The following is a 12,957-nucleotide window of genomic DNA, read 5'->3' as shown; positions in this document are numbered from 1 at the left end:
TTGAGTGTTAACAACAGGTCCAGTCAGCTAGAACATTGCGGAAGTCTTTTCGTGCCAGGTCGGCGGGGTCAATGAAGAATTGAAAATTGCCACTATCTCCGATCCACTGCATATGGTGGTCTGCCTCGATCTGAAACAGCAGCCTGAGCGGAGATCCTTCAGGCCGGGGATCGTTTTGCACGAAGTTGGCCAAGCCTCCAACCTGATGGTTGCACTCGCCTAGGTAGGACTGTCTTAATTCCCGCTTGCTTTCCTGTTCAGGCGCTTCAATGTGCAAGCCCGGCACTGGCCTTTGGAGCATCGGCTCCAATGCAACAGGTTCCAGTGCCTGCGGAACCTCCGGGTGGCACAGGAGCGACAGCTCGGTGTAAAAGGCTCCGAATTTAAGGTGCTGGGTGCGGGGATCGATTTCCGGATGCGGAATCTCCCGTACCCACACCACTGGAGAGTCGTAGTCCGCCTTCCATGCAAAGAGGGGCTCGTCAGCCGGATATGAATAGTCCAGTAAATAGGCCACGAAACAGCCCGGTCGCCAGCCATCACACAACGGCAGGAAGAACTGGAGCAGTCCAGTTGTTGGCAGTGCCCCCTCCAATAGCGGAGGGATACCAAGAGACTGCCGGTCTCGCTCGACTTGTTCCAAGTTCAACTGCGCCACAAAACTATAGGGCAGCCCATCTGGGGCAATCGGCCAACCGGCGCCCTTCGGCCGATATGGTGCGCCACCCAGCTTGGAATCGGTGAGCCCGGCTGGGCGAAACGTTGGATCGTGGAAACTAAAAGTCGATTTGTACGACAGTCGCGGATATTCAGTCATACCACTTTGATGCGGGCTGCCAGTCATTTGTTCCCGTGCCTAGTAGTAGCAGTTCCAATGCATCTGGACGTTGGAAAAGTCCTTGCGCGCAAGATCGGCAGGGTCAATAAAAAACTGCATTGTTCCGGAATCGCTCAGCTTAACGAGGTCATCATCGCCGTCGAGCTGGAACAACAAACGCATGGCGGATCCCTCCGGGCGCGGATCCTCCTTGGTGAAGTTAGCAACGCCACCAACCTGGTGCAGCACCTTGCCAAGCAACTCGCGATGCCTATTGCCTGGATATGGAACTCGCTCCTTCCAGGTGCGATCGTGCTCAGCCGTAGCCTCAACATGCCAGCCAGTGATCGGATATTGGCAGCCCGGCTGCCATGCCTGCGATTCCAGAGCGAACGGAACTTCCGGGTGCTTGAGTACGCAGTCTTCAGAGTGGAACTGTGATGCTTCCTCGAATTCCGGGGTCCGGCTTTCGTTCGCCCAGTGGATCGGTCCTCTGACCTCGGGCTGGTAGCTAAACAACGGCTCATCCGGGGCGTAGGACAGATCCGGGAGATGGTAGACGTAGCAGTTCGGCTGGCTCTCGATGCCAAAGCCTTCGTCAAAGACGAGGAAGTACTGGAGTAGGCCGTAGGTCGGGAGGAACCCGTCGAGAAGCGGCGGAACCCCCGCGCTGACCCTGTCTTTCTCGACTTGCTCCAGGTTCAGCTGGGCGACGAAACACAGTGGCTGGCCGTTGCTATCGCTGGGCCAACCTGCGCCCTTGGGCCGGTAAGGCGCGCCACCAAGCTTGGAATCGGTGAGCCCCGCGAGTCGGAATTCAGATGAATTCGCGGAGTAGGAAACGCGCGGGATGGATGGAAGCCCAATTTCGTCGGCGATCTGAAGGTAATCCATACCTCATTGGTACTTGAGTTATGAATTATTCGCACGATAGATAGGCAAAAAACCCTCGATCCAGCGGGGCAGGAACTCGCGCGCCGCCGCCACACCGTCCTTGGCTTTCTTCGGCTCCAACATGGGGTCGTTCGGCAGGTCGCGCTCCGGGTCACCAACAACCGCGACTTCCAGCGTCTCCATGTCATAACGCGCGATGGCCACGGCGTTGACGTTCGTCTGCTCGCAAATTGCCCAGGAGTAGGCGGTATCGGATAGCCAGTCTTCACGCGCCTGGCTTATCGACGCCACAGACGACTCTGCCTGGTTCAGGGCGATTTCGTCATCGTCTCTTAGGGGACGGGCGTAGAAACGACCACCGTTGACGTCCATGGGTTCCATTTACTGTCCAATCTGCTTGTATGTGGTTTTGGGCTCGTACCAGGAGTCCGGTCCTACCTTCATGATGAAAAGCAAGATAGCGAGGGGAATTGCTAGCACTGCGAAAATGGTTGCGAGATCGGCGGAACCGATCGCAATCAGCGGGATGGTGGAAAGCCACAGGCCCATGATGCCGACGCGCTTTTGCAGTCCTGAGGTTCGGTTGTGCTTGACCAGCAAGTTCTGGGGAATGTCGGCGAGAATGCGGTCAATGTCGCCTTGGGTGGTGGCTTGAGCTGCGATCTGGGCGCGCCTATCGAATTCGCTCAAACTGAGATGACCGGATTGAGATGCGCCTTTCAGCCTCTCCAATGCACTTTCACGCTCAAAGTCGCCAACCAAGTATTGCTGCCGCTCGATATCCATCATGGTGTCTATTCTGCCTGATTATCCTTAACCGCAGGAGAAATAGAACCGGACTCGGTCGAATCTCCGTGCTTGAAGATCATCGGGCTCGATGAAGAACTGGATAGCGCCACAATCGCCAGGCCAAATGGCCGGTGGGTAGTAATCAACCTGGAAGAGAAGCAGCTCGTCAGGGCCGGTGGAGTCGTAGTCAGTTTGGATCAGGGAAGGATATCCGCCGAGCTGGATTCCGCCGCAGGAGGTGCGACGCGTGAACTTCATTAGCTCTTCTTCGGTCCAACGGCGACTGTGAATGTACTCGAGAATCTCCGCGCGACCATGCTGTTCCGACTCGATGTCTTCATCAATCTGAGGCAGCTGATCTGCACGTTCCGCGGCGACAAGTGGCAACGGGAAACCTGGGTCCTCGAGCACGCAGTCGATGGGGCTTTTCCCTTCGGTGAAGCTGTCACGTTCGGGTACGAGCTGCTGAGAATCAAAGAATAACGCCGGCTCAGCTGGGGAGTCGTAGTTTTCCCAATAACGCACGTGGCATCGCGGTTCCGGGGAAAACATGCCGTATCCGGGCTTATAGCACATGAAAAACTGCAGCAGCCCCGTGCTTGGAAACATCGGAAGAGCTGGGACATCATCCAGGTTGATTTGCGCGAGCAGGTACATCTCGTGTGGCCAGCCTGAGCCGAGTGGGCGATAGGGCGCCCCGCCGAGCTTCGAGGCGGTAAGGCCTGCTCGGGGAATGTTTCCGGACTCGAAGTCAGCCCCGATTTGAAAGGGAACAACTTTTCGGTAGAAACGAGAAAAATCCCGATCCTCGCGAGGAGAACCGGGATCTGTCATCGTAAAACTACTTGATTTCCATCAGGACGTGGCCCTTGGAAACGCCAGCGCCTGCTGCTGCGTCAAGGCCGGTGACAACGCCGGACTTGTGAGCCTTCACTGGGTTTTCCATCTTCATGGCTTCGAGGACAACAACGGTGTCGCCTTCGTTTACTTCCTGGCCTTCTTCAACGTTGACCTTGATGACGGTACCCTGCATTGGAGCTGCAACAGCATCGCCGGAGACGGAAGCTTTTGCGCCACCTGCGCGGCGCTTCTTGGCCTTCTTCTTCGCGCTACCGGCGCCACCACCGATTGCCAGGTCGCCTGGGAGGGCAACCTCAACGCGGCGGCCGTCGATCTCGACGATGACCTTCTGAGCAGGGGTTGCTTCCTCTTCCTCAGCAACGTCAGCTGGGTCGACGTAGGCAGGGATTGGGTTGTCCCACTCTTCTTCGATCCACTTGGTGTAGACGTCGAACTTCTCGCCGTTGCCAACGAACGCTGGGTTCTCAACGATGTGGCGGTGGAATGGGAGAACGGTTGGCATGCCCTCAACAACGTACTCGTCCAGGGCGCGAGCAGCGCGCTGAAGAGCCTCGTCACGGGTCTCGCCGAAGACGATCAGCTTAGCCAGCATGGAGTCGAACTGGCCGCCGATGACGGAGCCCTCAACGATGCCGGAGTCCATACGCACACCTGGGCCGGAAGGCTCGATGTACTTGGTGACCTTGCCTGGAGCAGGCATGAAGTTGTTGCCAGCGTCCTCGCCGTTGATACGGAACTCAAAAGCGTGGCCACGTGGGGTTGGGTCTTCCTTGATGTGGAGTTCCTTGCCCTCAGCGATGCGGAACTGCTCGCGAACCAGGTCGAGGCCGGTGGTGACCTCGGTGACTGGGTGCTCCACCTGCAGACGGGTGTTGACCTCGAGGAAGGAGATCAGTCCGTCGGAACCAACGAGGTACTCAACGGTGCCGGCACCGTAGTAGCCAGCTTCCTTACAGATAGCCTTTGCGGACTCGTGCAGGCGGGTGCGCTGCTCATCGGTGAGGAATGGGGCTGGAGCTTCTTCGACGAGCTTCTGGAAGCGACGCTGCAGGGAGCAGTCACGGGTACCAGCGACAACGACGTTGCCGTGCTGGTCAGCGATGACCTGGCACTCGACGTGGCGTGCCTTGTCCAGGTAGCGCTCAACGAAGCACTCGCCACGACCGAAGGCTGCAACAGCCTCGCGGGTTGCGGATTCGTAGAGGTCAGCGACCTCTTCCATCTTGTAAGCGACCTTCATACCGCGGCCGCCACCACCGAATGCTGCCTTAATTGCGATTGGCAGGCCGTGCTCCTCAGCGAAGGCGACAACCTCGGAAGCGTCCTTGACTGGCTCCTTGGTGCCAGGTGCCATTGGGGCGTTAGCCTTCAGTGCGATGTGGCGGGCGGTGACCTTGTCGCCCAGGTCGCGGATGGACTGTGGGGATGGGCCGATCCAGATCAGGCCAGCGTTGATGACAGCCTCAGCGAAGTCGCCGTTCTCGGACAGGAAGCCGTAACCAGGGTGGATAGCGTCGGCGCCGGACTTCTTTGCGGCATCGAGGATCTTGTCGAAGACCAGGTAAGACTCTGCGGAGTTCTGTCCGCCGAGTGCGAAGGCCTCATCGGCCATCGATACGAAAGGCGCATCCGCGTCTGGCTCTGCGTACACTGCAACGCTCTTAATTCCGGCGTCACGTGCTGCGCGAATAACGCGAATGGCGATCTCACCACGGTTCGCAATCAGAACCTTAGTGATTTTCTTGGTCTCGACGGTCACGTCTAACCCCTCCTGGAGAAATTTTTGTGTACTGAACTACTCACGCCTGACTTTAGTATGTGCCTCGCCCCACAAATTAATGGGGGTGCAGCGCGTGACACTTATTGTTACACAACGAAGGCGCAATCCGAATGGAATTCGCTAAAGCGATACACGCATGCACCCCCAAGCGGGGAGGCTAATGCTGCTAATTAATCCTTAGCAATTGGCATTCGCACCATGTTGCCCCACTCGATCCAGGCGCCGTCGTAGTTCAGAACCTTGTCAAAGCCGAGCAGATACTTCAGTGTGAACCACGTGTGTGCCGAACGCTCTCCTTCATGGCAGTAGGCGATCGTTTCTGCCTTCGGATCGAGGTCCGCGTACAGCTCATCCAATTCCTTCTTGCTGCGGAAGTAGTGGTTTGCCATCACATTGGCGTCACACGGAATGTTCTTTGCACCAGGAATGTGTCCGTGGCGGATCGTGCTGGCAGCGTGATCATTGGGCTGTCCAGCGTATTCCTCGGCGGTTCGCGCGTCGATAAGCACGCCCTTGTCGACGGCGGAGCGCACCGCATCCACGAATGCGCGACCCTCCTCATTCACGGTTGGCACAGGGTAGTTGGCGCTGGGGTACTCGGGAACTGCGAAGGAGGTGTCGCGTTCTTCTGCCATCCAGGCGTCGCGGCCGCCATCGAGTAGTCGTACGTCGGGGTGGCCGAAGAGTTCGAAGAGCCACAGGGTGTAGGAGGCCCACCAGTTGCGCTTGTCGCCGTAGATGACGACGGTGTCGTCGTATGCGATGCCCTTTTCATTCATGAGGTTTGCGAACTGTTCTGGGGTGATGAAGTCGCGGGTGACGGGATCGTTGAGGTCATTGTGCCAGTCGATGCGCACGGCGCCCGGGATGTGGCCGATGTTGTAGAGCAGGGAATCCTCGTCGGATTCGACAACTTTCAGACCCTTGGAACCAAGCTGCGCGGAGAGCCATTGCGGGGAAACGAGGCGCCCGGGATGTGCAAAATCGGAGAACTTGGGGTTCGGATCCAGGGGAAGAGCCATGTGACGGCCACCTTTCTTTCGCTGAATTTCATAGGGGCTGCTTAATCATCCACCTTAGTCACGAACCGAGGCTGAGGGGGTCACACTGTGGGGGCAATTGTGGTCAGTTTGGCTGTGGCGTTGGGCACCTCCAATTCATATGCCCTGCAGGGTGGGTGTGACATAGATAAGATTTTTCTTAAACAGGACTCGATCCGAGCCTGGGTAAACCGCTATGCAATTAGGAGAAACCGCATGAAGAAGGCAATCGTCGTATTCGAGGTCGAAGGTGGCAATGACAAGGGTCCTGACGGACACCGCAAGGACACCATGCCGATCGTGAACGCGATCAAGGAAGCTGGCTGGCACTCCGAGGTCATCTACTTCCACCCGGACAATGCTGAGGAGATCTTTGCCAAGGTCTCCGAGAACTTTGACGCTTACATCTCCCGAGTGAACCCAGGCAACATCCCTGGTGGCGAAAAGGGCTACTTTGACCTGCTTACCAAGCTCTCCGAGGCTGGCCTCGTCGGCATGTCCACCCCGTACGAGATGATGGCTTACGGCGCCAAGGACGCCCTGGTCAAGCTCAACGACACTTCCCTGGTCCCATCCGACACCGCTGCGTACTACGATGTCGAGACCTTCCACAAGACCTTCCCAACCTCCATCTCCTACGGTGAGCGCGTCCTGAAGCAGAACCGTGGCTCCACCGGCGAAGGTATCTGGCGTGTTCAGCTCGAGGACAAGTCCCTCGAGGTAACCCCAGGCACCGCACTGCCACTGGACACCAAGCTGCGCTGCACCGAAGCTGTGGATAACCACACCGAGATCCGTGAGCTGGGCGAGTTCATGGACTTCTGTGACCAGTACATCATCGGTGACAACGGCATGCTCGTGGACATGCGCTTCATGCCACGCATCGTCGAAGGCGAGATCCGCATCCTGCTCGTTGGCCCACACCCAGTCTTCGTGGTTCACAAGAAGCCAGCCGAGGGCGGCGACAACTTCTCCGCAACTCTGTTCTCCGGCGCGAAGTACACCTACGACAAGCCAGAGGCATGGCAGGAACTCATCGACATGTTCTCCGAGGCTCGCCCAGTCATCGCTGAGAAGCTCGGTGGCGACAACATCCCACTGATCTGGACCGCAGACTTCATGCTTGCCGACGGCGAGAACGGCGAGGACACCTACGTCCTCGGCGAAATCAACTGCTCCTGCGTTGGCTTCACCTCCGAGCTCGACATGGGCATCCAGGAGATGGTCGCTAAGGAAGCTATCTCCCGCGTAGAGAAGAAGTTCGCTTAAGTCCTCTAGCTAGCTAGAAAATCCGGGCCTCATTGTTATGAGGTCCGGATTTTTGTTGCTCAAGACTGGCTTCCGGCCAGTTTGAGTGTCATTCGTCGAATCGGATGCGTCGTAAAATCAAGAACCTGCTGAATCGCAGCGTGCGAGAAACGGGGTTTTACGACCAATTGGATTCGAAGAATCGCAGAATCACTGCACCGAAGTTCCGAAAAACCTAAACCTGCAGCAACCCAAAGGAAAGTAGGAATGCTTTAGCGTCGTAAAGCTCGTGTTCAGTGGGGTTACTGCCGGTGATGCGGTGGAATGCTTGCTCGATGTCAGTAAGCGAAGCGGGGGTGTTGCCGGTGCGTACGAGCTCGTCGGCAATGGTGCTGGCGATGGAGTGATTCTGAAGTAGATCAAGTCCGGTCGCTGTCGGACCGAACCTAAATGCGTTGAGGATGGTCGAGGGGGTTTTCATGTTTCACTCCTTTCGAGAATTGAAAAAGGCCGTGGCGTTAATGGGTAATAACCCACTATAAGCCACGGCCCACTGCTAACGCAATGAAAAATACAACTTGCGTTAACCCGTTGTTAACTTAGTGCTTGCTGGACAGCCCTGGGAACAGGTTCCAACCGAAGAAGTGATTGAGCGAATCCTTCGCGATCCACGCGATGGCAACGATGATGATCACGCCGAGCACGGCGTAGACCGTCCAACCCAGCACCTTCATCTGCGTGGAGGCGGGGGTGTCATCAATGACGACGCCAGCTTCGTTGCGGATTGGATCGCCGGTCATGCAGCGCATACCGAGCGCAAACAGGAATGGGATGCCCGCTCCGAACAACAATGCCAGGACAGCGACGTGAAAAATCGAGGTGAGAATAGCCATTTCTTAAGCCTCCTGGGCAGCGCGCTTGAGGGAAGAATCGACGGACTCCGCGTCGGCGTCCCAGTCGTCGTTGACATTTGAAGCGTCGACTGGGTTCATGCGGGCGCGGATCAGGATGACCGCGACCATCGCGATCAGCAGGAACAGGTCCACGAAGGTAGCGATGGTGATGTTTGAAATCTCGGTGACGCCACGGGCAATCCACCATGAGGCGAAGCCCACGAACGCTGCGCACGGCAGGGTGATCATCCAGGCAGCAACCATGCGCAGTGCAACTCCCCAACGGACTTTCGCACCCTTCTTTCCCAGGCCGGTGCCCAGAATGGAGCCGGTGGAAACGTGAGTGGTGGACAGTGCCATGCCTCCCACAGCGGAAGTCAAAATGATGGCAGCGGAGGAGGACTCAGCAGCCATACCCTGAGGGGACTCGATCTCGACCAGGCCCTTGCCTAGGGTGCGAATGACGCGCCAGCCACCGGACAAGGTGCCCGCTGCAATAGCGACGGCACAGGCAACGATTACCCAGGTTGGGATGTGTTGGGTGGCGGAAGCTTCGCCCGCAGCGACCAACGCCAGGAAGATCACGCCCATGGTCTTCTGTGCATCGCCGGCGCCGTGGGCAAGAGAGACCAGGCAAGCAGTCACGATCTGGCCGTGGCGGAAGTGCTCATTCTTGACTCGCTCCGGGATCGTGTTGGTCACCCAGTACACGATGAACGTGCCACAGGCAGAGACCATGGCTGCGATGAACGGGGAGACCAGGGCAGGGACGATGATCTTGCCAAAGATCGAGGTCCAGGCGACGCCACCAGTGCCCATTGCGGCGAAAGCAGCGCCGATTAAGCCGCCGAACAGCGCGTGGGAGGAAGAGGATGGCATGCCGAGGAGCCAGGTGAACAGATTCCAGAAAATGCCGCCGATCAGGCCAGTGAACACCACGATGAGCAGCGCCTGGCCTTCCGAGGCCTGGGTGACATCGTAGGAATTGAGATTGACAATGCCCTTGGCTACTGTCGCTGCCACGTTGACGGAGAGGAAGGCACCGATCAAATTGAGCAGCGCAGAAATCGCGACTGCGGTAAAGGGCTTGAGGGCTTTGGTGGCAATCGATGTTGCCATCGCGTTGGCTGTGTCGTGGAAACCGTTAGTGAAGTCGAACGCCAACGCAGTGATGACCACGATGGCAAGGATGATGAGGGTTGCGCTCACAAGTCTTTGTCCTTTAGCGAAGCGGGCAATCCGCCACAGAGGTTACGGGTGAAGGGTGTCCATTGCCTGTTGAATAGCGGTAACGGTTTTCCGCAAAGCGACGTGCTCCCAGTCATTCAACGTGGGGCAGAAGCGTTTGAGTGCGCCGCCAGCGCCGATGAGGGTGGGGACGGACAGGGCGATGTCGGTAAGACCGTATTCGCCGTGCAGTGTTGTGCAGGCGGGGAGGATGATGCGTTCGTCGAGGATGACGGCGCGGGCCATGGCGATCGCGGACTGCGCGATGCCGGCATTCGTCCAGGCCTTGCTGTTGAACACTTCGTAGGCAGCATCGACTACGGCGCTCGCAAGCTCGTCAGGGTCGAGGTCAAGGCCGAATTCTTCCGGGGTCATGCCGGCGATGGTCAGATGGCTCAGAAGCGGGAAAGCAGAAAGTCCGTGTTCACCCATCATGAACCCCTGAATTGAAAGTGGTGACACGCAAGCTCGATCAGCCACGATTCGACGCAATCGGGCGGTATCGAGCATCGTGCCGGTTCCGAAAATCTTGCCAGCGGGGTAGTCGAACTCGTTTTCCGCCACGTACACCATGGTGTCTAGAGGGTTCGTGATCATGATGATCACCGCGTCCCGGGTGTGGGCCGTGATACCGGTCATCACTTCCCGAATCACCTGCGCGTTGTGTGGGGCCAGCGCTGCACGATCGGGCTTCTCATCGCCCGCGCCTGCCACCATGGATGGCCCGGCAGCCACTATGATGACGTCGGCGTCGGCGCATTCTTCATAGCCACCTGCTCGCACGCTTATCGACGCCATCGAATGCACACCCGTTGCCTGGTGATGATCCAGCGCCTCGCCATGCGCCAGCGCTTTGTCCTTGTCAATCGTCACGATCTCGCCGAACAGGTCCGTCTTCATCGCATCCACGAGCACGTTGGAACCGACGTGTCCGAGGCCGATGATGACCAGTTTGTGTGGTTGCACCATGGCATTGACGCTACTCCGGGTGGCGCTGAGCACAAAAGTGGCCCGCAAAACCTTGTCCTTCGACAGTTTCGCGGGCCACATTGTGAGAAGGAAAACTAGACCTTCTGCTTCTTTACCCAGTTGTACAGGGCGAAAATCGTTGCAGCGAAGATGACCAGGCCGATGAATTGCGCTGGAGTCTCGAAGCTTTCGCCGACGATAGCCAGTGGTTCTTCCTTGCCGGTGCCACCGATGATGCCTGCGAACAGCACACCGAAGAGCGATTCACCGACGATCAGGCCCGTCGCCAGGAGCACGCCCATGCGCTTGGCAGGTTCACCGCCGTGGTTTTCCGCCCACTTGTCGTAGGCGCGGCCGATGAAAGCACCGATCGGGATGATCAGCGTCAGGCTGATCGGCAAGTACATACCCATGCCAACTGCGAGTGGTGGGAGACGGAACTTCGAGGTCGTTTTTGCCAGGATTTCGTCGACAATGATGACGCCGACGCCGATGGCTGCGCCGAGACCGATGAGCGACCAGTCCAGGGAGTCGCCGAAGATGCCCTGCGCAACAGAGGACAGCAGTGCTGCCTGCGGCGCAGCAAGCGCGTTCTCGCCGGCTCCTGGAGCGCCCTGGAAGCCGAAGCCGGTCAGCATGAGCTGCAGCACTGGCGGGATGATCGCAGAGCCGAAAACAACACCGAGGATGAGCGCGACCTGCTGCTTCCATGGGGTAGCGCCAACCAGCTGGCCCGTCTTGAGATCCTGGAGGTTGTCATTGGAAATCGTCGCGATGCCGAAGACAATCGCAGCCGTGAACAGCGTGTAAGCCACAAGCGTGGTTGGATCCTCGCCGTTAGCCAGGAACTTGATCAGCAGGGCAGCGGAGATCACCACGATGATGCCAACGCCGGAGATCGGGCTATTCGACGCGCCAATCAGGCCAGCCATGTAACCACAGATAGCGGCCACAAGGAGGCCAACCAGCAGGATGTAGATGATGCTCAGCAGGATCAGGCCGGTGGTGTGGTGTGCGATCGAGGTGTCCTTGGTGAACAGCCACAGCAGCAGGCCGACTGGAATCATCGAGCCAAGCGTTACGCCAGCGACGACTGGGAACGGAATGTCACGTTCCGTGAGGTCCACGTCATTGCCGTCGTGACGCGCGCGGGAGGAGGCCAGGGAGCTCTTGATACCGGACATGATTGGACCGATGATCTTGATGAGCGTCCACACAGCTGCAATCGCCATGGCGCCCGCGCCGACGAAGCGAACGTCCTGGGAGAAAGTCGCGGAGACAACCTTTGCGATCGACCCGGTCTCAGGCAGCTCACCAGCGGTGAACATAGGCAAGAGGAAACCGTAGGAGATGATCAGGCCCACGATCATTGCGATGCCAACGCCGACACCAACGAGGTGGCCAACACCGATCAAAGCCAAAGACATGGACGTGGCAGCCATCGTTCCACCGGATCCGATGCGGAACGCCGTCGACAATTGGCCCGCTGCCACCTTCAAAGCGGCGAGCAGAGCGTAGCCAGCGGAGGCGAGTGCGCCCCAGAGAATGACCTTCAGGCCCTTCTTGTTTTCTTCCACGGAGCCCTGGTCGTCGCCCACTCGGAGCACCTCAGCAGCCGCGACGCCTTCTGGGTATGGCAGATCAGAGCCAGTGACCAGGGCGCGACGCAGCGGGATGGAGTAGGTGACGCCGAGGATACCGCCGATGGCGCAGACGGCAGCGGTGGTCCAGTAGCCGAAGCCCTGCCACCAGCCGATCATCACGAGGCCTGGAAGGACGAAGATGATGGCGGACAGAGTGCCTGCCGCCGAGGCGATCGTCTGCACGATGTTGTTCTCCTGGATAGTGTGTCCAGAGAATTTGCGCAGAATTGCCATCGAGATGACGGCTGCAGGGATCGAGGTGGCGAAGGTCAGGCCAACCTTGAGTCCCAAATATACGTTTGCGGCGGTGAAGACCAGGGTGATGAGACCACCGATGATCACGCCACGGAGGGTAAGTTCTCTCACCGAAAGTCCGGGTTTATTTTCCATGAAGAGAAAACTTACCGTCTTAAGCTAAATTTTACCTACTAAAGACTCCGTGATGGAGTTGTCGCAGTCGGACAGCAGGGCGCGACAGCGGTCGTATTCCCCTTCTTCGCCGATCTCGCGGGCGGCAAGCGCGAGCTGCGCAATAGCACGCAAAATGCCACGGTTTGGCTCGTGTGACCAAGGGACCGGCCCGAAACCCTTCCAGCCATTTCCGCGCAAAAGATCGAGACCGCGGTGGTAGCCAGTGCGGGCAAACGCGTAGCGCACCAACGGGTCGGTTGCTTGCTCCGCCAGGATGGCCCACGCTTCAGGGTTCGCCGGGCACTGGTAAGGATCGGTCGACTCGAAAGCGGGGACGTGAACAGGAGGGGGCGTCATGAAGTCTTTGATTTCCATGACGCCCCAG

The 12,957-nt window shown here is 58.1% G+C and carries 14 protein-coding genes; 1 reads left to right on the top strand and 13 read right to left on the bottom strand.

Annotation, left to right across the window (positions count from 1 at the left end; all coding sequences use genetic code 11):
• Positions 1–7: 7 nt before the first annotated feature.
• From WG939_RS04170 to WG939_RS04140, 7 genes are all read right to left on the bottom strand, one after another.
• Entirely contained in the window at positions 8–817 is an 810-nt protein-coding gene (locus WG939_RS04170; protein WP_339982948.1) for a YwqG family protein, read from the bottom strand.
• A 39-nt stretch (positions 818–856) separates the two neighbouring features.
• Complete coding sequence (locus WG939_RS04165) at positions 857–1,711, bottom strand: YwqG family protein (protein WP_339982946.1); 855 nt, start codon at positions 1,709–1,711, stop codon at positions 857–859.
• 18 nt (positions 1,712–1,729) lie between these two features.
• Positions 1,730–2,092, bottom strand: a complete 363-nt coding sequence (locus tag WG939_RS04160) for a hypothetical protein (RefSeq protein ID WP_339982944.1) — start codon at positions 2,090–2,092, stop codon at positions 1,730–1,732.
• On the bottom strand, positions 2,093–2,500 hold the full coding sequence (locus WG939_RS04155) for a DUF1707 SHOCT-like domain-containing protein (RefSeq protein WP_339982942.1): 408 nt from the start codon (positions 2,498–2,500) through the stop codon (positions 2,093–2,095).
• Positions 2,501–2,524: 24 nt separating this feature from the next.
• Entirely contained in the window at positions 2,525–3,334 is an 810-nt protein-coding gene (locus WG939_RS04150; RefSeq protein WP_339982940.1) for a YwqG family protein, read from the bottom strand.
• 7 nt (positions 3,335–3,341) lie between these two features.
• Complete coding sequence (locus WG939_RS04145; RefSeq protein WP_339982938.1) at positions 3,342–5,120, bottom strand: acetyl/propionyl/methylcrotonyl-CoA carboxylase subunit alpha; 1,779 nt, start codon at positions 5,118–5,120, stop codon at positions 3,342–3,344.
• Positions 5,121–5,311: 191 nt separating this feature from the next.
• A complete protein-coding gene (locus tag WG939_RS04140) occupies positions 5,312–6,163 on the bottom strand; it encodes a sulfurtransferase (protein ID WP_339982936.1) in 852 nt (283 codons plus the stop codon).
• A gap of 234 nt (positions 6,164–6,397) precedes the next feature.
• Here WG939_RS04140 and WG939_RS04135 point away from each other — a divergent pair, with 234 nt between their 5' ends.
• A complete protein-coding gene (locus WG939_RS04135; RefSeq protein ID WP_339982933.1) occupies positions 6,398–7,450 on the top strand; it encodes a Cj0069 family protein in 1,053 nt (350 codons plus the stop codon).
• A gap of 214 nt (positions 7,451–7,664) precedes the next feature.
• On the opposite strand, the gene WG939_RS04130 is transcribed toward WG939_RS04135, so the two are convergent.
• The 6 genes from WG939_RS04130 to WG939_RS04105 all read right to left on the bottom strand — a co-directional run bounded on the left by WG939_RS04130 (position 7,665) and on the right by WG939_RS04105 (position 12,947).
• Complete coding sequence (locus WG939_RS04130; RefSeq protein ID WP_339982931.1) at positions 7,665–7,910, bottom strand: hypothetical protein; 246 nt, start codon at positions 7,908–7,910, stop codon at positions 7,665–7,667.
• Positions 7,911–8,028: 118 nt separating this feature from the next.
• Positions 8,029–8,322, bottom strand: a complete 294-nt coding sequence (locus WG939_RS04125) for a hypothetical protein (protein ID WP_339982929.1) — start codon at positions 8,320–8,322, stop codon at positions 8,029–8,031.
• Positions 8,323–8,325: 3 nt separating this feature from the next.
• Positions 8,326–9,531, bottom strand: coding sequence for an inorganic phosphate transporter (locus WG939_RS04120; RefSeq protein ID WP_339982927.1), 1,206 nt, complete (start codon positions 9,529–9,531; stop codon positions 8,326–8,328).
• A gap of 42 nt (positions 9,532–9,573) precedes the next feature.
• Complete coding sequence (locus tag WG939_RS04115) at positions 9,574–10,518, bottom strand: lactate/malate family dehydrogenase (protein ID WP_339982925.1); 945 nt, start codon at positions 10,516–10,518, stop codon at positions 9,574–9,576.
• 95 nt (positions 10,519–10,613) lie between these two features.
• On the bottom strand, positions 10,614–12,551 hold the full coding sequence (locus WG939_RS04110; protein ID WP_339982923.1) for an OPT family oligopeptide transporter: 1,938 nt from the start codon (positions 12,549–12,551) through the stop codon (positions 10,614–10,616).
• A gap of 24 nt (positions 12,552–12,575) precedes the next feature.
• Positions 12,576–12,947: a DUF3151 domain-containing protein gene (locus tag WG939_RS04105; protein WP_339982920.1), complete on the bottom strand. Its 372-nt coding sequence runs from the start codon at positions 12,945–12,947 to the stop codon at positions 12,576–12,578.
• Positions 12,948–12,957 lie beyond the last annotated feature (10 nt).

This window comes from Corynebacterium sp. H130, from assembly GCF_037572395.1.
Classification (GTDB): Bacteria; Actinomycetota; Actinomycetes; order Mycobacteriales; family Mycobacteriaceae; genus Corynebacterium.
The sequence above is the reverse complement of the archived record's forward strand: the minus strand, read 5'-3'. Positions and strand labels throughout refer to the sequence as shown.